Genomic DNA, 22,074 nt, shown 5'->3' on the forward strand with positions numbered 1-22,074 from the left:
CCGCGGGCGGACCGCCCGGGGCACGTTAGGGCGGGTGGCCACGGTCCGGCCTTCAATACTTGCCTTGGCGGCAAGATCGGCCCATTCCTGCTCTCCGTCACCTCCAGTGTCATAAAGGTTTTGAAGTGTGTCCGCAGTTATCGTCCCGTTAGGCTCAGTCGTGCTGCCTTTATCTGCAAAATCTTTCATTCGCCTCTCCATGAACCAAGCAGGAACAGATCGGCGGCGGAGTTGACACTCGGCCGCCGAACACGAAATCAGGACGGAATGCCGCCCATGCAGACGTACTTCATGGACAGAAAGTCATCCATCCCGTATTTTGAGCCCTCGCGGCCGAAGCCTGACTGCTTGACGCCGCCGAAGGGTGCCACCTCAGTGGAGATGAGTCCTGTGTTGACGCCAACCATTCCGTATTCGAGCGCTTCCGTGACCTTCCAGACATTCCGGAGGTCGTTCGCGAAGAAGTAGGCCGCCAAACCGAACTCGGTATCGTTTGCCAACTCAATGACTTCGTCCGTCGTCTCGAACTTGAAGACCGGAGCCAACGGGGCGAACGTTTCCTCGCGGGCAACCTTCATATTCTTCGTGGCGCCCGAGAGAAGCGTCGGCTGGACGAAGGTACCACCACGCTCGTCCCTTGCGCCGCCGACAACGACCTTCGCACCCTTACCAACCGCGTCGTCGATGTGGCTATAGAGCTTCGCCACTGCATCCTCGTTGATCAGCGGACCGATGGTGGCTCCATCCTCGAACCCGTCAAGAACCTTGAGGGCGGAGACCCGCGCCGCGAGTTTCTCTATGAAGCGGTCGTAGACCCCGCTCTGGACGTAGAGACGGTTGGCGCAAACGCAGGTCTGGCCTGCATTGCGGAACTTGGACAGCATCGCTCCTTCCACAGCCTCGTCGAGGTCGGCATCGTCGAAGACGATGAAGGGAGCGTTGCCGCCGAGTTCGAGGCTGAGCTTCATGATCTTTTGTGCGCCCTGCGCCATCAGGATGCGGCCGACCTCGGTAGACCCTGTGAAGGTCAGCTTCTTGACGACGGGGTTCGAGCAGACTTCTTCACCGAACATCCGGGCGTTGTCTGTCGGCAGGACGCTGAACAGGCCGCCGGGTATTCCGGCGCGCTCGGCGAGGATTGCAAGAGCAAGGGCCGACAACGGGGTTTCGGCGGCCGGCTTGAAGATGATGGCGCAGCCGGATGCCAGCGCCGGGGCGATCTTGCGGCAGACCATGGCTGAGGGAAAGTTCCAGGGCGCGATGGCGGCCACGACGCCGACGGGCTGTTTGATGACAATCAGACGCTTGTCGGCCTGATGCCCCGGAATGGTGTCACCGTAAACGCGCTTGGCTTCTTCACCGAACCATTCGATGTAGGAAGCGCCGTAGGCCACCTCGCCCCGTGCCTCGGCCAGAGGCTTGCCCATCTCGGATGTCAGGATGATCGCGAGGTCCTCGGTGTTGGCCGTGACGAGGTCGAAGAACTTCCGCATGACGCCGGCACGTTCCTTGCCCGATCGTGCGGCCCACTTTTTCTGGGCGAGTTTGGCGACGTCGATCGCTTCGCGGACGTCCTGGAGTCCTGCGCTCGGGAGGCTCGCGATCACGTCCCCGGTCGAGGGATTGTGAACCTGGATCGTCTTGCGGCTCGCGCCCTCTTTTCGCCAGTCGCCTCCTAACAGCATTTCCTCGCGTACCAGGGAGGGGTCTTTCAGGCGATCCAGTAGAGCGGTGGAGATAGCCATTGGTATTCCTTTCGATGCAACGTTCAAATCTGATTACGGATGTGCGGTGAGCGGGCGTAGATCGCGACCATGGGGACGATCAGCAGCCCTATGACGGCCTGTTGTGCCGGGAAACTCAGTCCAAGGCCGACGAGAAGCGAGGTCAGGACAGTAAGGACGAGGACGCCGAGGACTGTCGCTCCATACCCGCCGGCACCGCCCAGAAGAGATGTTCCGCCGATAACGACCGCCGCCACGGTGGTGAACAGGTAGGGATCACCGACACCGACGAAACCGCCGCCGGAAAAACCAAGAAGCAGCATTCCGGTCAGTGCCGACATCGCCCCGCTGACGCTGTGGATCACTGTCCAGATATTGAATTCCGAGATTCCGAGGCGGGCGGCGGCCGTGCGGCTCCCGCCAACAGCATAGAGGCTGCGGCCAAACCAGGTGTTGTGTATGGTCCAGCCCAGAGCTGCGGCAATGATAGCCCATATGACGATAACCGGTGGAAACGGCAGACCGAAGAATTTGCCGTTGAACGCCGAAAGGTTGCGAAGCCACCCAGGGACGGGGGCAAAGACGGTACCGCCGAACTGCGATCCGAGCGAGGTGTAGATCTGGACCGCCCCGACGGCGGCAAAACCAAGACCGAGCGACATGATCAGCGCCTGACCCTGCAACCGGAAGCTGAGGGCGCCGTTGCAAGCCCCGACCAAAATGCCAAGGACGAGCACGACGATCATGGCGACGGGCGCGGGAAGGCCCGCCACCGTGAGACTTGGAAGCAGGATATTGGCGCCACCGATGATGTATGGGATGGAAAGATCCAGCGCTCCAATGAGCGCGCAGAGCGTCTGCCCGACAGACGCCAGTCCCAGGAAGGCGGCGAGCAGGAGGACCGATCGCGCGTTCTGCGGCGACACGAAGCCCGGCACGAGCAGGGCACCAAGGATAAGCAGAAACGCAAGGAGACAGAAGCCGATCGAAATGCTCTTGTGCTTGCGCAAAGGGCTGGCGCCACGGGCTGCGCCGATTTCTGAGTTCAAGGCAGTGGAGATCATTTCCTTACTCCCTCACGCGGCTGTGCGGCGGCTAATGACGAACACGTTCACGAGAAGTGATCCAACGAGGATCAAGCCAAAGGCCATTTGCGTGACGAAGCCGGAAACCGTACCAAAGTTGAAAGTGGACAGAAGATACGAGATGAGGAACATGTTGATCGCGCCGAGCGTCGAACCGAGCGCACCGCCGCGGCCCCCGGAGAGACTGGCGCCGCCAAGGACCAGCGCCGTCACCGCTTGCAGCGTGTAGGTGCTGCCCTGGGTCGGGTCGCCAGACGAGATCAGCGCGGTGTAGCTCAATGCGGCAAGCCCGGCAAAAACGCCGCCGACCATATGGGCGATGATGCGCACGACATCGATCTGCACACCGCTTGTATAGGCCATCCGCTCGTCGGCCCCTGTCATCCGCAGGTTGCGGTAAAACATCGTGCCCCTCAGGAGGCCCCAGATTGCGAAAGCGCCGAGCAGAAGTAACAGGACAGGCGAAAATACGCTTGTTCCCGCGCCCCAGCTTAGCATCCAGTCTGGAGCCACACCGCCGGGACGCGACATGACCATCAGGTTGACGCCCGACAGAACGAGGAAACCGGAGAGCGTGACGATGATAGGCGCGACGCGCACATAGATGATCACAAGCGCTTGCACGAGCTGGAACGCCGCTCCCAATCCCACCGCCCAGGCAATGATGGCCACGGGGTGCGTGATGCCGTTGCCGACCAGCCACGTAATGAGCGTGACGTTGACGAAGCCCATGAGCGGGCCCACGGAAAGGTCCACAGCTCCGCGGCCCGCCATGACGATCGGTGTTATCGCGAGCGTGGTCAGGATTAGCGGCGTTGCAACCAGAATGGCTCCAGCCAGACCATTGTTCGTAAACAGACCCTGGCCCCGGAAGGCGACAGCGCAAAGGAGGACGAGGAAAAGCCCGGCCGGAACGAACAGCGAGCGGTCCTGCGTGACTTGACGGAAAGCAGTTGCGGACATCATGCGGTCCTTTCCAGATCGAAATCAACGGAAGCGTCCCGGGCTTTCCCGAACATAGCGGCGAGAATTGGTGCCTCGGCGATTTCCTCGCCGGTCAGGGCACGAAACAACGTTCCCCCGAAGAACACGTCGACGCGATCGGCAAACCCGATGAACTCCTCGATCTCACTCGACAGGTAGATGACACTGCCGCCTTTTTCAGCGAACAGGCGCAACTCCCGGTAGAGGTCGCGCTTGGTGCCGAGATCGACGCCGCGGGCGGGGTCATTCAGGAGGATGACTTGCGGATTATTTGCGAAGGCGCGCCCGATGAGTACCTTCTGCTGGTTGCCGCCCGACAGTGACGTGATCCTGTTCGACGGACTGCCGATCTTGATACGCAGACGATCCACTTCGCGCTTGAACATCGGTTTCAGCGTGGGCTTGCGGATCACGCCCAGGGGGCCGAGCTTTTTCCTGTAGACGCCGATGGCGAGATTTTCAAAGATGCTTTGTTGCGGGAAGATACCCTCGCGCTTGCGATCCCCGGAGACGTAGGAAACACCGAGGTTGGCAGCATCGTCGAGCGATCGCAACGCGATCATCTTGTTCGTGTCAACCGAGCGGACCTTCACCTCGCCACCGAACGGCTGGATGATGCCGGCCAAGGCGCGGATAAAAGCGTCCTGCCCCTGCCCATCAAGCCCGGCTACGCCGACGATGCTTCCCTTCGGAAGGTCGAAATCGAATAGGCGCCCCGACCTGTGCGCGGCGAGACCGGTCGCGGTTAGTATGAGAGGGGCCGAGAGCGACTTCTTTCGGGAGGCGTATTCCGTCGCATCGCTCGCGCGCCGGTCTGCCGGCGTCATCATGGACAGCAGGTTTTCCTCGGTAATCTCGTCCTTTCCGAGCGTACCGACAGTTATCCCATCACGCAGGATCGTCGCACGGTCGGCGATACGCACGAGTTCTGCGATCCGGTGGGTGACGATGAGGATCGTCGCGCCCTCGGCACGAAGGCGGTCGATTTCCGCGTGGAGCCGGAGGGTCGAGTCGAGGTCGAGCGCGGCCGAAGATTCGTCGAGGATCAGCACCTGTGGCCTGCGAAGAATAGCCCGTGCGATGACGATCCACTGTTTGATGCTGAGCGGCAGGCTGCCCGCCAGTTGATCGAGGTCTATGGATTTTCCAACGAGCCGCGCCAGGATTTCAGCCGCTTCGGTCCGCCGATCTCCGGTCGACTGCGAACGAAAGACACCATCACGACCGACATAGAGGTTTTCGAACACACTGGCCTCGTCAGCAACCAGGACTTCCTGGAAGATGGTGGTCAGGCCGACCCGCTTGGCGTCGACGGGCGAGGCAACCTTTTCACCCAGGATCGTGACCTTGCCTGCGTCCGGGCGCAAAACGCCCGACATGATCTTCGCCATCGTGCTCTTGCCGCTGCCGTTCTCGCCGACGATGGCGTGCACCTCTCCGGCGCGGGCCTCGAAGTCGCACTTCTTGAGTGCCCTCGTCTCGCCGAATGCCTTGGCGACATCTATCATTCTGACTGTTATCTCGCTGCCCATCGCAGACCTCCCACCCGCAACATCCGCCAAAGCGGCTTTACGATCATCCAACGGTCCGCCCGGCAGTTAAGCCACCGGGCGGATCCGGCTTACTGGGCTACCGATTTCCAGGGATCGGCAGGACGCTCGAAGTACTGGTCGGCAATCGTACTTGGGAACCATCCGTCCGCCTTCGGTTCGACGAAATCCGTCGAGTTCACATCGCAATCCTCGGGGATCGCCGCGCGAACCTCGTCGATTGTAAACGGTAGGACAGGGCGCAGGAAGGACTGTACCTTCGGCCCCTGCCCTTCGAGCGTGCGAAGCATGATTTCCCACATCTGCTGCATCTCACGGCGTGGCGGCCAGATATGGAAACCGGCATCGACCCATTCTGGATTCTGGCGCCAGTAACATGCCGCCGAAGCCTCCCCACCAAGCGTAATCGGTACCATGTCACGGCCCGACTGGAGTATGGCGTTCAACACGCCGTTCTCCTGCGCGCCCTGTGTCAGAATACCGTCGACCTCCGTGGGGTTCGTCGCCAGGAATTTCTGCACTTCGACCTGTGCGACCTGGTCGGTCCATTTGCCAGCCACTTCGCCGACAATGGTGATGTCGGGATACTTTGCCAGCGCATCTTTGGCAGCCTTGTCGAAGCTGTCGGATGAGGCGAAGCCAGGGATGCCCGATACGAGAAGCACGTTGCCTTTCTTGCCTATCTTGTCTGCGAGCCATGTCGCCATTTCGCCGCCGCCCTGCGCGTGATTGGCAGCGCCGTTGATCGCGTAAGGCGACGTCACGTATCCCGAAAACGAGAAAACAGGGACGCCTGCCTTATACGCGTATTCGATCGTCTGGTTGAGAGCGGTGACATTCGAGCAGCAGATGATGATGGCATCAACACCATCATCAACCATCTGGCGCATCTGCTGGATCTGGACAGCGTCCTTAAGGTCGGACTGCGTGACCACGACTTCGGATACGAGCCCCGCTTCCTTGGAACGCGGCAACAGGTCATTCATGACGGCATCGAGGGCGGCTGCGCGCCACGTATTGCCGGCATAGCTACTGGCGTAGCCGATCTTCCACGGTGGTCCCTTCTTTGGTTTGAAGTCCTTATAGGCACTCGCGCCGAGAGGGACCTGCGGGTCGACAACCTCATAGATTGTCCTCTCGCTGGCGGGGAGCTGGTCGACGCCGTCAGCCCACGTCGTAGTCGTAAGGGCGCCGACCGCGATCAGCGCCCCCATGGTTCCGGTTAAACAACGTCTCATTGGATGCTCCTCCCAAGAGATTGGTTCAGGCGACTTTCGCCCTGGTTGCGGAAGCCTGCTGGATTTCCTCGAGGATCGGCAGCAGGTATTTTCTGAACTCGGTGTAGTCTTCGGTGACCGGGAAATGTCCAAGCTTCTCCATCGTCCAGAACTTGCTGCCCTTGACGAGATCCGCGGCGATCTTGGTATCCGTCGGGGAGGTGTTGGGATCGTATTCGCCCGTCAGGAAGTACAGCATGCACTTCGACGTATCGATCTTGCTCGCTTCTTCGGGCGAGACGTTGTGGTCGTAATAGTAATAATAGAGGTCACCTGCGAAGACGCCCGGACCGCCACAACTATATTCCCACTGGATTTCACGGACATTGGCTTCTGGTGAATAGGGCGAGATGTTGAGCATCATGGCCGCGCCGATGGAGGTACGATTGACGTTCGGATTGTCGAATTCCTTCCTGATGCCTGCCATACCGACATCGACATATTCGGCAGCCGAGCGTAGTGCCCCTTCGACGGAGATGGTCGCGCGGAAGTTGTCCGGGTAATTGGACGCCAGATCGATGGCGAGATGTCCGCCCATTGAGCTACCCATGTAAACGGGGCGGTCCAGACCAAGGGCCTTCGAGAGTTCCAGCTGGAAATCCATCATGAACTTCTTGGTCATGTTGTATTCTTTCTCCCACCAGCGAACGCCGTGCGGGGGAAGAGACTTCCCGTGATAGGGCAGGTCGAACGCGATGACGCGGAAGTTCTTGGTCACCTCTTCGTCGCAGAGCGTGTGGCGGTACTGGCGGCCGTCCGAGCCTGCCGTGTGACCGACAAGCAAGGGAATGCCCTCTCCGGCTTCCTCATAATAGACGCGATATTCGATGCCTTCGATCGTCAGGTAGACGTAACGGCCCGTGATCGGATCATGCCTGGTCATGCTACTACTCCTTCCGGACGGGCTTCGCGCATCAGGTTCGTCATGCGATTGAGCGCAGGGAGATACGCGAAGGTTTCGTGATTGTTGCTAAGGTACAGACCGTGTTTGATATTCGACGACTGCAGGCATTGGTAAAATGGCTGCGGCTTCTTCTGGAGAAGCGCGTCCCACTGTTCACCCGTGCCCCGGATGACGATCTTGCAGTTCTCGTCGTCGTAGGCGGCTTCTTCGACCTTCACCATCTTGCCGTCTTCGAAGTGAAGTGCGACGCTGCGGGTCGGAAAATCGCATTTGAGAATGCCGTTGAGATAACGGGTTTCGCGCTTGAACTCGAAGTCCTCCAGCGCCAGTTTTTTGAACTTCTCGAGATCAATAGCCATGTTCGGCTCCTCCCTAGTTAAAACGGCGCGGCCGATCCACGCCTTTCAAAATTTTCCGCCGCGCCTGCGGCCGCGGCTTCAGATACCCATTTCGTTGAAGACCTCCTGGGCGTTTCTGAAACTGTCGATGCCCGCCGGTACGCCCGCGTAAATCGCGACCTGCAGGAAAATCTCCTGGATTTCCTCCTTGGTGAGGCCGTTGTTGATCGCGCCGCGCACGTGGCCTTTGAGCTCATGCGGACGATTGAGAACGGAGATCATGCCAAGGTTCAGAATGGACCGCGCGCGCCTGTCGAGGCCTGGTCGGTTCCAGATGTTGTCCCAGCAATACTCGGTGACGAGCTGCTGCATAGGCCAGGTGAAGTCGGTCGCCTTGCCGAGTGCCGCGTCGACATAGGCATCACCCATGACTTCACGACGCGTCGCCAGCCCTTGAGCGAACTGTTCCGAAGGGACAGGCCGCTCCTTGCCGTGTGTTTTCACTGTCGCTTCTTTCGTTGCGGTCATTCGACGGCACTCCTAGCTTTCCGGTTTTCAGTAAAATGAACTGATTTTCAGACAATCTGTCAATTTTACCACATTCCGCGGATTTCCGCGGCTAATTGTGATCTTCGACGTATCGGATGATGCGGGTGTGGTCCTCGGAAGGACCCAGCGCTTTCTGTGCCGCATCCCACGCATCTGCCGTGCTGGCGAGAGCGTCGAGGCGAAGACCAAGCGTCTTGGCCAGATCGGCGGCGATGCGAATATCCTTGGCCATCAGGCCAATGGCAAATCCCGACCCGAACGTCTCAGAAAGAATGAACTGCTTCATCTTCACTTCGGTGGCATTGTTCTTGCCAGACGACGAGTTGAGAATATCGACGATCGTCTCAGGCTCCAGACCGAAGGCACGTCCCAGAAGGACACCCTCGATCGCCGCGAGTACACCGGCACCAGATACGAAGTTGTTAATCGCTTTCATCGCGTGACCCGAGCCAACCGGCCCCGTCCGGAACACCTGTTGCCCCACTGCCTTCAGCAGGGGCTCGGCCTCATCGATATCAGCATCCTCCCCCCCGGCCATGATTGTCAAGGTGCCAGAAACGGCGCGCTTGACTCCTCCGGAGACAGGGGCATCAACCAGCCGAAGACCACGAGAAGCAAGCTCGAGACCGAGATCCCTTGTATCGCTTGGAGCGGACGAACTCATGTCTATGACAACGGCATTTTGCTTGAGGCCGCCACAGGCGTTGCCGCCCAGAAGCGCGTCGCGTACGATCTTGCCGTTCGGAAGCATGGTGATCACGAAACTCGCCCCGACCATAGCCTCGGAAATCGTTTCGACGGCTCGTCCGCCGGCATCGGTGAGCTTTACCCTGGCGTCTTTCGAAAGGTCGAAACCGACAACCTCGAAGCCTGCCGAGATGAGATGTTGAGCCATCGGCTGGCCCATGGCGCCCAGCCCGATAAAGGCCACGCGAGTTGCGTCGACTGTCGCTGACAATTTTTCCTCCGAATGCACGCGAGCAACAAAGCTCACTCTTCTTCAGAAGGTATTAAACGGATTATCAGACAATCTGTCAATCAAAATGTTAAGATTATGGCGCGGCGTTCTTTCGCAGGTATTCTAGTACCACTTTCGCAGCCTGGTCGATGTGGAATTTGCAGGCTGCAGCCGCCAACGGACCATTGCGATTCTTGATTGCGTTTGCGATATCCTTGATTTCGGCAATGCTGTGCGAAAGGCGCCCCGGCTGAGTCATGGATGTCATCCGAAGGAGGTTGATGCGGTTATGTAAAGCAGTCAGCATCTGCCTTACGAACACGTTTTTGCTTCCGTCCATCAAGCAGTTGTAAAACGCATTTTTCGCGTCTATCAGCCTCGTACCGACGCCACTTTCGGCAGCGGCTTCAAATTCGACCACCGCGGCTTGCAGGATCGCTATGTCGGCGGCTGTGCCGTGCTCGGCGAACTGCTGGCCCGCGAATCCCTCAAGAAGCGCTCGCACGGTATAGAGTTGCTGGGCTTCCTCGTAAGTGATCGTACTGACCACCGGCCCCTTATGGGGATAGCTTGTGATGATGCCTTCAGCTTCGAGCTGTCGCATGGCCTCGCGAACCGAGGTTCTGCCGACGCCCAGCATTTCGCAAAGTTCGCGCTCAACCAGTCGCTGGCCGGGCTTGAACCGCCCGCTGACGATCGCCTGACGTAAGGTTTCCTCAACTTTAGAGCGCAACGTCGCGCTCTGTTTGGATATTTGTAGGTCCGTCTGCATCGCCCCGCCAACACCTGTAAACGGCACACGCCGTGCTTAAATCATTCCCTACATATGCAGGCATTCGCGCTTAATATCAATCCAGATTGTCTGAGAGCTACCAGTATCAGTTGATCCTACTGCTATAGCTTTGCCTGCTCGTCTTCACATTCAAATATCGAGGGATCAAAAAGCGGGCGCTTCGGAGGAGAGCCGTGGCGGTACCGGATTCGCACCGGCTCGTCGTGTCAGACAGCCGCAGCCTTGCGGATTCTCCACGGTCATGGATGGCCCCGGCTCAAAGAGGGATCCGACACCCCTCCGAAAACTGGTGTCGTAAGTGTAAGCGATTGCTGAGGGGGTTATGTCAGCTGATATCGGCACTCGATGGCAGCTCGCCGCGCGCAGACAATCACAAACTTTTTGAGAAAACTGCGGGGCAAGGCTCAGACGGAGCTGTGGCTGTCACGTATTTTTACGCTTTCGGCACGTTAAAGATGTCGCCGCTGGATGGCCGGTTGATCGTCAACGATTGGGCCATCCGACAGCACGTCACCGTGAGCCTGTTATTCGCCTGAACATTGTCTGCCGATGGGCCGTCCGGATCGAAATTCGACGCCAGCCAGGTATCGACGATCGTCTTTGCCAGTTCGGGACCAACGACGCGCGCGTCCAGGGTGATTATCTGGGCGTTGTTCGATTTGGCGGCGCGCTCTACCGAATAAGTATCGTGCGTCAGAGCCGCCCGTATACCCTGCCACCTTGTTGGCCGAGATGCAGACGCCGATCCCGGTGCCGCAAAATAAAATCACCCGATCGTGCTTGTGCTCGAGAATATCCTGTCCGATCCTGGCGGCAAGATCGGCGTAGTAACCGGATTAGCTAAGGTCTGTGGCCTCGATATCCGGCCGCCCGGCCAGATGGGCGGCGATGATATCCAGCAGTGGTTTACCGGGGCGGTCGGCGCCGAGGGCAATTTTCATGGCGGTTTCCTTCCCTGTGTCTGAAGAATGAATTGGTGGCTGCGCAACCGGCGCGGCCTTGCGGCTCAGGCAAAAAGCGTGGCGAAATCGAAGTCCAGCGTGCCGCCATCGAGCACGGCGGCGATGATCGCGCAGGCGAGTGGAAAATCGGTTTTCGCCGAAGGAACAGTGTTGAGCAGCTCCACCAGCACGCGGGCGGTGTCGATACCTTCCACCGTCTCGCCCGCGAGTTCACTGGCCATCATGCCGCTCACTGTTTGGTTGCGTCCAAGGCCGTGGCCAAGACGGCTGTTGCGACCACCGCCAACGGTCACATGCAGATCACCGATGCCGGCAAGGTCGAAGGCGGTGTCGCACCGACCGCCGATCCGCTCGCAGAGCATCGCCATTTCGCCGGCGGCCTGCGTGAAGGCCGCCGCTGTCGGGTTCTTGGATTGCCCGTCGGCGCGCGTCGTATCGGGGTAACGGGTCTGCATGGCGCTGACGCCGATCGCGAAGAAATTCTTGAGGGCGGCACAGGCTTCGACCCCGATCACGTCGTCATTGACCGCAAGGCGGTAATAAGGCGTTCGTAACAATTCCGCTGCAAAAGCGGCGGTTTGCCGATCACGGCAGGCATAGACGCTCGTCGTCGGATAGCGATTGGCCAGTTCCCGCGCAATGCAGGGTCCGCCGATGCCGATGAAGGCTGCCATATTCGTCACTTGCCCCGGCAACGTTTGCGCATAAGTGACGATGCGACCATGCTTGCGATCGAGTCCCTTGGTTACGAAGGCGACCGGTTTCGGCGTCAAAAGGGTCTCGTTGAGCCGCTTGATCACCCATGAAATCCCCGGGCTGCTGACGCCAATGATGACTAAATCGGCAGACGCCATATGCTCGGACGTCAGTTCGTGATCGGCGAAGATCACAACGTTATCCGGCAGCGGCCGGTCGAGCTTCGGATGCGCCTCGCCCGCCTTCATGCGGCGAACAGGTTCGCCATCGAGGGGTGTACCTACCAGAGTGACCGCGTGGCCGTTATCCACCGCCGGAATGCTTAGCGCACTGCCCATAACGCCGGCGCCAAGGATGAGTATTTTTGCCATGGTCTTTTCCTTCAAACCTTTGGGAGACAGGCTTCAGCGCATCATCGCCGCGACATTGCCGCCATCGACGGTGATCACCGCGCCTGTCGAGCTGCGCGCTTTCGCAAGGTGCACGAAGGCCGCTGCCACATCCGCGCCCGTCACTTCACGGCCGACGAGATTGCCGCGCATATAGGCCTCCGGCGTCAGGCCGCGCGCTTTCGAGCGCTCCTGCACCATCGCATCCGTCATCAGGCCGGTGCGGATACGGTCGGCATTGACGGCGTTCGAGGTGATGCCCGATACGCCGTGCTCAATGGCGTATTGGCGCATCAGCGCCATCAGCGCCGCCTTGGAGGTGCCGTAGGGACCGAAATCGGCGCCGGGATTGACTGCCTGTTTCGAGACATTGAAGACAATCGCCCCGCCGGTATTCTGTTTCTCCATCACCCGCACCGCGGCGCGCGCCATGTAGTGATGGCCCCAGAAATTGAGGTCGAACGCCCTGCGAAAAGTCGCCTCATCCACGGAAAGCAGCTTGCCCTGGAAAGCCGCCCCGGCATTGGAAATCAGAATATCGACGCCGCCGAAATGGCGCGCCACGCTTGTCACCGCCGCATCCACGGAAGCGGGGCTGGTGACGTCGCAGACCACCGGAAATGCGCCAATCCGTTTTGCTTCCCGCCTCACCGCCTCGTCGGAAATATCGAACAGGGCGACTTCCGCCCCCTCCGCCTTCAGCGCCTCGGCCACGGCAAGACCGAGACCGCTTGCCCCACCGGTGACGATGGCGACCTGCCGGGTCAGCGGCTTTTCCTGAACCTTGGTCAGCTTCACCTGTTCGAGCGACCAATATTCGATGTCGAAGAGATCGGCCTCCGAAAGCGCCTCGAAGGCATCGATGCCCTCGGCATTGGTGATGACCGAAATGGTGGCTTCCGCCACATCTGCGCCGACACTCGCATTCTTGCGCGCCGCCCCGGCCGCAAAGAGGCCGATGCCGGTGACGTAGAACACACGGGGCATGGGGTCGAGCATATGTTTGATGCCGCCGACGCGGGCATTGTTGCGCTCGAAATAAGCCTTGTATTCGGCCTGATAGGCGCCCACCGCCGCACGGACCATCTCGGCCCATTGCTCCAATTGCCCCTCGACCGGGGCCGGCAGCGCCACGCCGAAGCGCTTGATGTGGATGACATGTTCCGGCGTCGCATTGCCACGCTTGACGAGGCTTTCGACATTTTCGGCATTGCAGAAATCGAGGATCTTCTCGCCCGTGCGGTGTTCGAGCACGAAGCGTTTCGGCGCGCCCTCAATGCCGGTGTCGATGGCGATTGCGCCGCGCAGGATCGGCGCGATATCGGCAGCGGTGGCGAGCTTTTCGGGAATGGCGATGCTTTTGAACGGCTTCGCCCGGCCTTCAGCGATACGGCGCTCGGCCCTGTCGATCTTTTCGATCATGTCCTCATAGGATTGGCGGGGATCCTCCGACCAGGTGAAGATGCCGTGTTTGAGGAGGATCATCCCGTCGCCATCAGGGTTCGCCCGGAAGGCAGCGTCGCAGGCCTTGGCGAGATCGAAACCCGGCATGACATAGGGCACGATGATGCTGTCGGGGAAGAGTTCGCGCACAATCTCTTCGCCATGCGGCTGGTTGGTCAGCGATACGATGGCGTTGGCGTGGGTGTGATCGATATGTTTGAACGGCAGCAGCCCGTGCAGGATCGCCTCCACCGAAGGATTAGGCGCGGCCGGATCGAGGAGCAACCGGCGCTGCAGCATCACCATGTCGTCATCGGTCAGCGTTTCGAAGCCGACCATCGCCTTCAGCGCCTCGAGACGCACGGCAGGCAGGCCAGGCGGTTCGATGGTGCCCATGTCCCAGCCGCTGCCCTTGACGCATAAAACATCGACCTCGGAACCGTCCATTTCCGTGAACACCGTCTTGACCGAGGTGTTGCCGCCGCCATGCAGCACCAGTTCCGGGTCCACGCCGAGAAGCCGCGTCGTATAGGTGCGGATGGCGAGGTCGCGGTTGATTCCCTTGGCGACATAGGCATCGACCACGGATTTGAACTCTGAGTCCGACCAGCGCGATTTCATTGCAAATTCCTTTCCTGCGGCCGTCTGCCCGGCCCGATATTCCTGACACTGTGAGATTTGGAGCGCGCACCCTTAGATGCGGACCTCCGTTTCGGCATCGAAGACATGAACCTTGGCGGGCGCGATGGAGAAACGGACGTCGCTGCCCTCGGCAAACCGCGCCGCCTTGTCGACGACGGCCAGGAAGCGGCCGTCCGGCCCGTCGCAGAAAAGCTGCGCATCATGGCCGAGCCGTTCGAGCAGCAAGGATTTCGCGGCAAGCGGCCCTGCCTCGTCCACCACGACATCGGTAGGGCGCAGGCCGACAATCACCTTTTGCCCGGCCCTTGCCGTCGTCGTCGCTTCAAGCGGCACCCGTCCGGTCGCCGTATCGACGGCGGGTGTGCCGTTCGATGCGACGACCGTTCCGGGGAGGAAATTGATCGACGAGCTTCCGATAAAGTCGGCGACATATTTGCTGGCCGGACGGTCATAGACATCGTCGGGCGAGCCGATCTGCTCGATCTTACCGGCCCGCATCACGACGATCTTGTCGGCCATGGTCATGGCCTCGATCTGGTCGTGGGTGACATAGATCGTCGTGGTCTTCAGGCGGTTGTGGAGCTGGCGGATTTCCGTGCGCATATGGGCGCGCAGCTTCGCGTCGAGATTGGAAAGCGGCTCGTCGAACAGGAAAACCTGCGCCTCGCGCACCATGGCGCGGCCCATGGCGACACGCTGGCGCTGGCCGCCCGACAATTCCTTGGGGTAACGGTCGAGATAGGCGGTGAGATTGAGCGTCGCGGCAGCCCATTCCACCCGCTTCCTGATCTCAGCCGGCGGCACCTTGGCGACCTCGAGGCTGAAGGCAATGTTGTCATAGACTTTCATGGTCGGATAAAGCGCGTAGTTCTGGAACACCATCGCAATCGAACGATCGCGCGGGTGAACCTCATTGACACGCCGGCCGCCGATCAGAAGATCGCCGCCGCTGACGGTTTCGAGGCCCGCCGTCATCCGCAAAAGCGTCGTCTTGCCGCAGCCCGAGGGACCGAGAAGCACGACGAACTCGTGGTCCTCGATCTTGAAGGAAATGTCTCGCATGATCGTAAAGGCGCCGAACGACTTGCCGATACCCTGATATTCCACGGTCGCCATGGGGTTCCCACTCCATTTTTGTCAGCCTGCCGGACCCGCCGGCGGCATGGTCAATATGTCTGCCGTGTCGGCGTGATGACGATTTCCTGAACGATGGCCCGCTGCGGCAGCCGGTAAGCGTCGAGGATGAGACCGGCGACGATATCCGCCGAAATTCCCCCACCGATGGCCTGCTTGTTGGCCCTGTAGCCGGCGAGCGTCGCCTCGTCCTTCACATGATCGAGCACTTCCGTATCGATGATCCCGGGAGAGACGACGATGACGCGCACATCGTGCGGCGCCAGATATTCGCGCAGGCTCTCGGACACGGCATGCACGAAGAACTTGGTGCCGCAATAAACGGTATGGTCGGGATAGACCTTGCGGCCGGCAATCGAACTCATCATGACGAGCGTGCCGCATTTGCGCGTCATCATACCGTTCATCACCGCATGGACGCTGTTCATCACGCCCTTGGTGTTGATGTCGATCATCTCGTCCCATTCTTCCGGCGGCTGGCGGCCGATATCGCCGAGCCTTGCGATGCCGGCATTGGCGAACATCATGTCCACCGGGCCGAACGTCGCCTCGGCCTCTTTCACCGCTTCGGCAAGAGCGGCGCGGTCGCGTACGTCCGCCTTTTTCAAAACGGCGTCCGGCAAACCGAGCGCCTCAAGCCGGTCGAGCCGGCGGGCGATCAACAGCAGCGGGTGGCCCGCCGCAGAGAAGGCCCGCGCCACGGCCTCGCCGATACCGGAACTCGCACCCGTGATCGCGATCAACGGTTTATCCGCCATGATTGTCCTCCCGTTTTCCCTTGTCTTCCGGTCTGGAAGGGCGACGGCCACGCCGCCCTTCGCATTTCTCGGATCAGCCCTTCAGCACCGCTTCGACCTGCGAGGCGATGTCGTCCATCGCCTGTTTGGACGAGCCGTAATTGCCGGCGAAATACTTGCCGAGACCGACCGGGATCGTGTCGTTGGAAAGCTGCGCCCATTCCGGCAGATCCGGCTCCGACCCCATATATTTGTCGATCGTCTCGCGCACGACGGGCAGGTGGCGGGTCGTGCCGGCGCCCACACGGGCATGGGCTTTGACGCGGGGATCGTTATAGACCGAGGTGCGGGTCGGCCCGGTGCCACCGCCGAGTGTGGTAATGAGGGCCTGCGTATCGGCGCAGGTCGCCCATTGCATGAACAGCCATGCCGCGTCAGGGCTTTTCGAATATCGCGAGACGGCAAGCGAGGAGCCGCCCTGGTGGCCGACGCCGGGGATTTCGCCGTAACCGCATTCCGAAGGCTTGCGCAGCGCAAACGGCTGCGGCGGAATGACCGCTTCGCAAAGTCCGGAAACCTTGGTCTGCGTCGGATCGTCGAAATAGGGGAAGAACTCACCCCAGGAGAGCATGGAGGCTGCGACGCCCTGCGCGACCGCCTGACCCTGACCGTCCCAGGTCCATTGATCGACGCCGGGCGGCATGACCTTGCGCAGCGACGTATAGTAGTCGAGCGCGGCGATACCCCGCTCGTCATTGCCGGAGAATTTCTTGTCGGCGGTGAAGACCGAGCCGCCGTGACCCCACAGCATGGAAGTCCATTCGCATTCCAGCGCATAATGGCCGGATTTCATCTGGCCGGCATAACCGTAAACCTTCGGCCCCATCTCCTTGGTAATAGTGACGGAATTGTTGAGGAGATCCTCGAAAGTGGTCGGGGCCTTCAGGCCGAGCTTCTCGTAGATATCCTTGCGGTAGATCATGATGAAGATCGGGATATCGTAGGGCACGCCCACCCAGCGATCCTCGTATTTGGCGATACCGTCGACCAGCGCCGGCATGAAGTCGTCGATATTATAATTCGGCATGGCGAGGTCGGGCTTTGCCTGAATTTGCTCGCGCGGGTCGAAAACATCCTGACTGAACGAGGCCGCCCAGCTCTGGTCGATGTAATAGAGGTCGTAGGTACCGAGCGAGGAGGCGACGTCGAGCGTCAGTTTTTGCAGAACCTGTTCGAGCGGCAGAACCTCGATTTCGACCTTGATGCCGGTCGCTTCCTCGAAATATTTCTTGAGCTGCGAGTTGATGGCGTTGGATGGCGGCGTCGATTCCGTCGCAAGCTTCAGCGTCGTGCCGGCGAAAGGTTTGCCGACGTCCTTCAGCCACGCGAGAATGTCCGGGCTGGGGGTCAGCTGCTCCTCAGCCAGCGCCCTGTTCATGACGAACGGCCGGCTGCCCATGCCCATGCCGAGCGCGGCGGCTCCGAGGCCAAGCTTGCCGGCGGAACTCAGGAACGAACGGCGATCCATCCCCCCGCGCACGAACCGGTCGGTGATGGATGCGAGATAAAGCTTTCTGTCTTCCTCTTTCATGTTCTCTCCTCCTCTTTTCCCTCGCCGTGTTTGACGACGGGATTCCCTTGTTGATCCGCGCACTCCTCGTGCGCAGGCTTTGTCACTGCTTCAGCGAACCCATGGTCAGGCCGCGCACCAGATGGCGCTGGACGAGAAGGATCACGATGAAGGCCGGTACGATCGCCGCAGCGCCAAGGGCGGCCATGTTGCCCCAGGCGGTGCCGATAGACGTCACGAAGGTGGACGAGACGACGGGCACGGTCTTGATGCCGGTCTGCGTCAGCGTCAGCACGAACAGGAACTCGGTCCACGAAAAGATGAAGCAGAGGACCGCGGTGGCGGCGATGCCGCCCTTGGCCATCGGCAGAACGATGCGGCGGAAGATCGTCCAGCGCGACGCGCCGTCGAGCAGCGCGCTTTCATCGATCTCGGCCGGAATGTCGTCGAAGAAGCTCTTCAGCAGCAGCACGGCGAGCGGCAGGTTCATCAGCCCGTGAATGAGGATGATGCCGACGTAAGTATCGAGCAGGCTGAACTGCTTGAAGATGAAGAACATCGGGATCGCGACCGCGACCGGCGGCATCATGCGGGTGGACAGCACCCAGTTGACGAAGTCGTGGCGGCCGCGAAAATTCATGCGCGACAGCGCATAGGAGGCGAGCGTCGCGACGACGATGGCAAGCACGGTCGAGAGCGAAGCGACCACAATCGAATCCCACAGGCGCGGTCCCATATAGAAATTGCCGCCGCCGGGCGACACGCTGGCATCGCGGGCAAAACCGAACGAGATGCCGAAGACCTGTTCGAAATTGCGCACCGTCGGCTGGAAATCGGCGATGATCGGCGGCCAGTTGAAGATGTCCTTGGCGTCGCGGAAGGCGACCGAAGTCCAGAAATAGATCGGGAAGAAGAACGCCCCGACGACCAGCCAGCCGGCAATGGTTCTGAGGGTGCGGGCAAAACGGCTCTGATGCATGATTACCACCGTATCTTTGCAATGCGGATGAACAGATTGGCGAGCACCATGACGATCACCAGGCTGGTAAGGCTGAGCGTTGCGCCGTAACCCCACTTCAGGAAGGAGAAGGTCTGCTGCCAGGCATAGAGGCTGAGCGTATAGGTGGAGGTGCCGGGTCCGCCGGAGGTCATCACGAAGACGTAGTCGAAGACACGGAACAGATCGATGCCGCGCAACAGCACCGCCACCGCGATCACCCGCGACATCATCGGCAGCGTCAGGCGACGGAACATCTGGAGCGACGACGCCCCGTCGATCATCGCCGCCTCATAGGGTTCGCTCGGCAGCGAGCGCAGGCCCGCCATGAAAATCAGCACCATGAACGGCGTCCACTGCCAGATTTCCGCGACGAGGACCCCCGCCAGCGCCAGCGAGGATGTCGCAAGGATCGGCGTCGATTTGTCGAGCAGGCCGAGCGTATCGAGAAGATAAGGAATGATGCCGAATTGCGGATCCTGCATCAGCAGGAACATCATGCCGGCAATGGCCGGCGGAATAACCAGCGTCATCGACAGAATGGCGCGCAGCGCCCCGAAACCCGGCAGTTCGGCATCGAGAAGCAGCGCAACCGCCATGCCGAGGACGATCTCGATGGTCAGCGCCACAACGAAATAGACGAAAGTCACGCCAAGTGCGCCCCAGAAGCGGGTGTCGTTCCAGAGCTGGATCCAGTTATCGAAGCCGACAAAAGCGAGCGTGCGCTTGCGCGGCACGAATTCATGGAAGCTCAGCCAGACATTGTAGATCAGCGGATAGATGGTGAAGACGATCAATAACGCGATCAGCGGCAGCAGCCATGGCCATGGCGAATCCGAAATCGCGATGCGTTTTACCTGTGCAACGGACATGCTGTTCCTCCTCCTCGGGCCGTCGTGGAACACGCATGGCGTGTCCCGCGTCGTCCCCTTATTTTTCAAAGTCCCACGGATATCCGTGTTACTGCGCCCACCTCTCCCAAGGGTGACGTCATTCCTATCGCGCAGCGCTCGCCCTTTTCGGAAATGAGCGGCGCTGACGCATCCAAATGTCCAGCGCTTCGATCTCCCCGACCGTCATTCGCAGGCCTGACTTCGTGCGCCGCCAGACAATATCGGCGGCGGTACGCGCATATTCCCGCTCCATCAGGAAATTCACTTCCGCCTCTGTCAGCGAGCCGCCGAAATCACGGCCGAGATCTTCCCTGCTCTTTGCCGTACCGAGTATCTCCCTTGCCTCCAGACCATAATGGCGGACCAATCGGCGCGCCTGGCGAACGGACAGGAAGGGAAAATCCGCGCGAAGGTCGGAGATGAGATCGTCGGCCGTGCCGACGGGAAAGCCGCCCCCCGGCAGGGCGCGTCTGGCGGTCCAGCCGCGATCCCTGTTCCAGTCGGGAAAGATCGCGGCAAGCCTGTCGAGCGCGTCTTCCGCCAGGCAGCGAAACGTGGTGATCTTGCCGCCGAAAACCGAAAGCAGCGGCGCTTGCCCGGCCGGCCGGTCGAGCAGCAGCACATAGTCACGTGTCGTCTCCTGCGCTTTGGCCGCGCCATTGTCATAGAGGGCGCGCACCCCGGAATAGGTCCAGACCACATCCGCCGCCGTCAGCTGCCGCTTGAAATAGGAGGACGCCGCCGCCACGAGATAGTCGATCTCCTCCGCTGACGCTTCGACCTTGTCCGGCGCACCCTGGTAATCCCGGTCGGTCGTGCCGATCAGCGTGAAATCCTCCTCATAGGGAATGGCGAAGAAGATGCGGCCGTCCGGATTCTGGAAGATATAGCAGCGGTCGTGATCGTAAAGCTTGCGCACGACCACATGCGAACCCTGCACGAGACGCACCCGCGCCGGCGCTCCGCCGCCCGTGATATCGCCGACGACCTTGTCCACCCACGGACCGGCGGCGTTCACGATGGCGCGGGCACGCACTTCGCTGCCAGCGCCGGTTTCGGCATCCTGAAGACGCACGACCCACAGCCCCTTGTCGCGACGGGCAGAGACGCACCGTGTTCCAACCCGTACATCCGCACCCAGCGACGCCGCATCGCGAACATTGAGGACAACGAGGCGATTATCCTGCACCCAGCAATCCGAATATTCGAAGCCGACCGAGGAAACATCCCGCAGCGGCGCGCCGGCGGGATCGGTCTTCAACCGAAGCGTCGTAGTGGCGGGCAAAAGCCTGCGGCCGCCCAGATGGTCATAGATGAACAGGCCAAGACGCAGCAGCCATGCCGGGCGCAGCCCCTTGCGATGCGGTAATACGAACCGCAACGGCCAGATGATATGCGGCGCAATCGCCCACAGACGTTCGCGTTCCGCCAGCGCATGACGCACCAGCCTGAACTCGTAGTGCTCCAGATAACGCAGGCCGCCATGGATGAGCTTCGTCGAATTCGACGACGTCGCAGAACCGAGGTCGGCCTGTTCGGCGAGCAGCACCTTCAACCCACGACCGGCCGCATCGCGCGCGATCCCCGCGCCATTGATGCCGCCGCCGATGATAACAAGATCGTAAACCGTCTCGGTCATGCCGCATCCCTCCCGCCGCGCGCGTCGAGAATGCGATCCGCGACCTCCACGAAACCGTGGCCGCCTTCCCGAACCGTCACATAGGCCGGCTCCGCCTCGATACGGCCGCGGAACTGAAGCACGTTCGCGACCCCGCAGGCATGGGGAAAGAAGCCGAACATCGGCGCGTCATTCGGGCTATCGCCGACGAAGACCACGCGGTCGCGATCCCGATCGATGTCGAGATCAAGAATTTCGGCAGCGAAACGGCGGGCCATGGTCAGCTTGTCGTAAGCGCCGTACCAGCCGTTGACGTGGATGGACGAAATCTTCGCGACCGCGCCCTCCTCCTCGAAAATCCGTTTGATCCGGTCGATATGGGCGACCGGCAAAAGCGGCACGTCCTCGCTGAAATCGATGGCGAGATCGGCTTCGCGATAAAGCTGGTCGGCCGAGACCGCCGCCCCCGACACCTCGGCCAACACCCGGGCGCGAATCTTTTGAAGCTTTTCCCGATCCAGCGTGCGCTGGCTGTCCTCGATGGCGAAGACGCGGCGCATGCGGCGGGCATTTTCATTGTAGGCAAAATAGAAGGCACCGTTTTCGCCGACGACGCCGGCGACAGGCCAGAGGCGGGCGATCATGTCGCACCAGCCGGCCGGCCGGCCGGTGATCGGCACCACCGCGATGCCCGCCTGCGTCAGCCGCTCCAGCGCCGCGTAAGCGCAGGCCGGAAGCCGCCCCTCATTGGTGAGCGTATCGTCGATATCGCAAAGCAGCACCCTGACGTGGCGCGCAATCTCGATGGGCATATCCGCGATCGCCTGCATC

At 60.6% G+C, this 22,074-nt stretch carries 19 protein-coding genes and 1 pseudogene; all 20 read right to left on the reverse strand.

Annotation, left to right across the window (positions count from 1 at the left end; genetic code table 11):
• Positions 1-257: 257 nt before the first annotated feature.
• Positions 258-1,745: an NAD-dependent succinate-semialdehyde dehydrogenase gene (locus EM858_RS25205; RefSeq protein WP_127758357.1), complete on the reverse strand. Its 1,488-nt coding sequence runs from the start codon at positions 1,743-1,745 to the stop codon at positions 258-260.
• Between the two features lie 23 nt (positions 1,746-1,768).
• A complete protein-coding gene (locus EM858_RS25210; RefSeq protein ID WP_127758358.1) occupies positions 1,769-2,788 on the reverse strand; it encodes an ABC transporter permease in 1,020 nt (339 codons plus the stop codon).
• Between the two features lie 12 nt (positions 2,789-2,800).
• Entirely contained in the window at positions 2,801-3,775 is a 975-nt protein-coding gene (locus tag EM858_RS25215) for an ABC transporter permease (protein WP_127758359.1), read from the reverse strand.
• Entirely contained in the window at positions 3,772-5,325 is a 1,554-nt protein-coding gene (locus tag EM858_RS25220) for a sugar ABC transporter ATP-binding protein (RefSeq protein WP_127758360.1), read from the reverse strand. Before EM858_RS25220 ends, EM858_RS25215 begins: the two co-directional genes overlap by 4 nt.
• Positions 5,326-5,414: 89 nt before the next feature.
• Positions 5,415-6,557: an ABC transporter substrate-binding protein gene (locus EM858_RS25225; protein ID WP_245483046.1), complete on the reverse strand. Its 1,143-nt coding sequence runs from the start codon at positions 6,555-6,557 to the stop codon at positions 5,415-5,417.
• 49 nt (positions 6,558-6,606) lie between these two features.
• Positions 6,607-7,503 carry an alpha/beta hydrolase gene (locus EM858_RS25230; protein WP_127758362.1) on the reverse strand — a complete coding sequence of 299 codons (897 nt, stop codon included), beginning with the start codon at positions 7,501-7,503 and terminating at the stop codon, positions 6,607-6,609.
• Complete coding sequence (locus EM858_RS25235) at positions 7,500-7,883, reverse strand: hypothetical protein (RefSeq protein ID WP_127758363.1); 384 nt, start codon at positions 7,881-7,883, stop codon at positions 7,500-7,502. Before EM858_RS25235 ends, EM858_RS25230 begins: the two co-directional genes overlap by 4 nt.
• Before the next feature lie 78 nt (positions 7,884-7,961).
• Positions 7,962-8,390 carry a carboxymuconolactone decarboxylase family protein gene (locus EM858_RS25240; protein ID WP_170985392.1) on the reverse strand — a complete coding sequence of 143 codons (429 nt, stop codon included), beginning with the start codon at positions 8,388-8,390 and terminating at the stop codon, positions 7,962-7,964.
• 91 nt (positions 8,391-8,481) lie between these two features.
• Positions 8,482-9,318 carry an NAD(P)-dependent oxidoreductase gene (locus tag EM858_RS25245; protein WP_245483047.1) on the reverse strand — a complete coding sequence of 279 codons (837 nt, stop codon included), beginning with the start codon at positions 9,316-9,318 and terminating at the stop codon, positions 8,482-8,484.
• A gap of 145 nt (positions 9,319-9,463) precedes the next feature.
• Complete coding sequence (locus EM858_RS25250; RefSeq protein WP_127758364.1) at positions 9,464-10,141, reverse strand: GntR family transcriptional regulator; 678 nt, start codon at positions 10,139-10,141, stop codon at positions 9,464-9,466.
• A 538-nt stretch (positions 10,142-10,679) separates the two neighbouring features.
• A pseudogene (locus EM858_RS25255) lies at positions 10,680-11,103 on the reverse strand (RpiB/LacA/LacB family sugar-phosphate isomerase); the annotation flags it as partial.
• Between the two features lie 65 nt (positions 11,104-11,168).
• Positions 11,169-12,191: a glycerol-3-phosphate dehydrogenase gene (locus tag EM858_RS25260; RefSeq protein ID WP_127758365.1), complete on the reverse strand. Its 1,023-nt coding sequence runs from the start codon at positions 12,189-12,191 to the stop codon at positions 11,169-11,171.
• Between the two features lie 33 nt (positions 12,192-12,224).
• Positions 12,225-14,273 carry a bifunctional aldolase/short-chain dehydrogenase gene (locus EM858_RS25265; protein WP_127758366.1) on the reverse strand — a complete coding sequence of 683 codons (2,049 nt, stop codon included), beginning with the start codon at positions 14,271-14,273 and terminating at the stop codon, positions 12,225-12,227.
• A 72-nt stretch (positions 14,274-14,345) separates the two neighbouring features.
• Positions 14,346-15,410 carry a sn-glycerol-3-phosphate ABC transporter ATP-binding protein UgpC gene (gene ugpC / locus EM858_RS25270; RefSeq protein WP_127758367.1) on the reverse strand — a complete coding sequence of 355 codons (1,065 nt, stop codon included), beginning with the start codon at positions 15,408-15,410 and terminating at the stop codon, positions 14,346-14,348.
• A gap of 50 nt (positions 15,411-15,460) precedes the next feature.
• Complete coding sequence (locus EM858_RS25275) at positions 15,461-16,186, reverse strand: SDR family oxidoreductase (protein WP_127758368.1); 726 nt, start codon at positions 16,184-16,186, stop codon at positions 15,461-15,463.
• Positions 16,187-16,259: 73 nt separating this feature from the next.
• The gene (locus EM858_RS25280) at positions 16,260-17,756 is read right to left on the reverse strand and encodes an extracellular solute-binding protein (protein WP_127758369.1); all 1,497 of its coding nucleotides are present in this window, start codon (positions 17,754-17,756) and stop codon (positions 16,260-16,262) included.
• Positions 17,757-17,838: 82 nt separating this feature from the next.
• Positions 17,839-18,714, reverse strand: coding sequence for a carbohydrate ABC transporter permease (locus tag EM858_RS25285; RefSeq protein WP_127758370.1), 876 nt, complete (start codon positions 18,712-18,714; stop codon positions 17,839-17,841).
• A gap of 2 nt (positions 18,715-18,716) precedes the next feature.
• Positions 18,717-19,604 carry a sugar ABC transporter permease gene (locus tag EM858_RS25290; protein WP_127758371.1) on the reverse strand — a complete coding sequence of 296 codons (888 nt, stop codon included), beginning with the start codon at positions 19,602-19,604 and terminating at the stop codon, positions 18,717-18,719.
• A gap of 124 nt (positions 19,605-19,728) precedes the next feature.
• Complete coding sequence (glpD, locus tag EM858_RS25295) at positions 19,729-21,264, reverse strand: glycerol-3-phosphate dehydrogenase (protein ID WP_127758372.1); 1,536 nt, start codon at positions 21,262-21,264, stop codon at positions 19,729-19,731.
• Positions 21,261-22,073, reverse strand: a complete 813-nt coding sequence (locus EM858_RS25300) for an HAD-IIB family hydrolase (RefSeq protein ID WP_127758373.1) — start codon at positions 22,071-22,073, stop codon at positions 21,261-21,263. Before EM858_RS25300 ends, glpD begins: the two co-directional genes overlap by 4 nt.
• Position 22,074 lies beyond the last annotated feature (1 nt).

The organism is Agrobacterium sp. CNPSo 2736, from assembly GCF_004005385.1.
GTDB lineage: Bacteria > Pseudomonadota > Alphaproteobacteria > Rhizobiales > Rhizobiaceae > Agrobacterium > Agrobacterium leguminum.

Bases quoted from the DNA above. Each gene is read 5' to 3' on its own strand.
- EM858_RS25300 (WP_127758373.1), bottom strand. From the start codon at position 22,073: ATGCAGGCGATCGCGGATATGCCCATCGAGATTGCGCGCCACGTCAGG.
- EM858_RS25245 (WP_245483047.1), bottom strand. From the start codon at position 9,318: ATGGGCCAGCCGATGGCTCAACATCTCATCTCGGCAGGCTTCGAGGTT.
- EM858_RS25240 (WP_170985392.1), bottom strand. From the start codon at position 8,390: ATGACCGCAACGAAAGAAGCGACAGTGAAAACACACGGCAAGGAGCGG.
- EM858_RS25285 (WP_127758370.1), bottom strand. From the start codon at position 18,714: ATGCATCAGAGCCGTTTTGCCCGCACCCTCAGAACCATTGCCGGCTGG.
- EM858_RS25210 (WP_127758358.1), bottom strand. From the start codon at position 2,788: ATGATCTCCACTGCCTTGAACTCAGAAATCGGCGCAGCCCGTGGCGCC.
- EM858_RS25265 (WP_127758366.1), bottom strand. From the start codon at position 14,273: ATGAAATCGCGCTGGTCGGACTCAGAGTTCAAATCCGTGGTCGATGCC.
- EM858_RS25250 (WP_127758364.1), bottom strand. From the start codon at position 10,141: ATGCAGACGGACCTACAAATATCCAAACAGAGCGCGACGTTGCGCTCT.
- EM858_RS25205 (WP_127758357.1), bottom strand. From the start codon at position 1,745: ATGGCTATCTCCACCGCTCTACTGGATCGCCTGAAAGACCCCTCCCTG.
- EM858_RS25290 (WP_127758371.1), bottom strand. From the start codon at position 19,604: ATGTCCGTTGCACAGGTAAAACGCATCGCGATTTCGGATTCGCCATGG.
- EM858_RS25280 (WP_127758369.1), bottom strand. From the start codon at position 17,756: ATGAAAGAGGAAGACAGAAAGCTTTATCTCGCATCCATCACCGACCGG.
- ugpC (WP_127758367.1), bottom strand. From the start codon at position 15,410: ATGGCGACCGTGGAATATCAGGGTATCGGCAAGTCGTTCGGCGCCTTT.
- EM858_RS25225 (WP_245483046.1), bottom strand. From the start codon at position 6,557: ATGGGGGCGCTGATCGCGGTCGGCGCCCTTACGACTACGACGTGGGCT.
- EM858_RS25260 (WP_127758365.1), bottom strand. From the start codon at position 12,191: ATGGCAAAAATACTCATCCTTGGCGCCGGCGTTATGGGCAGTGCGCTA.
- EM858_RS25220 (WP_127758360.1), bottom strand. From the start codon at position 5,325: ATGGGCAGCGAGATAACAGTCAGAATGATAGATGTCGCCAAGGCATTC.
- EM858_RS25275 (WP_127758368.1), bottom strand. From the start codon at position 16,186: ATGGCGGATAAACCGTTGATCGCGATCACGGGTGCGAGTTCCGGTATC.
- EM858_RS25215 (WP_127758359.1), bottom strand. From the start codon at position 3,775: ATGATGTCCGCAACTGCTTTCCGTCAAGTCACGCAGGACCGCTCGCTG.
- EM858_RS25230 (WP_127758362.1), bottom strand. From the start codon at position 7,503: ATGACCAGGCATGATCCGATCACGGGCCGTTACGTCTACCTGACGATC.
- EM858_RS25235 (WP_127758363.1), bottom strand. From the start codon at position 7,883: ATGGCTATTGATCTCGAGAAGTTCAAAAAACTGGCGCTGGAGGACTTC.
- glpD (WP_127758372.1), bottom strand. From the start codon at position 21,264: ATGACCGAGACGGTTTACGATCTTGTTATCATCGGCGGCGGCATCAAT.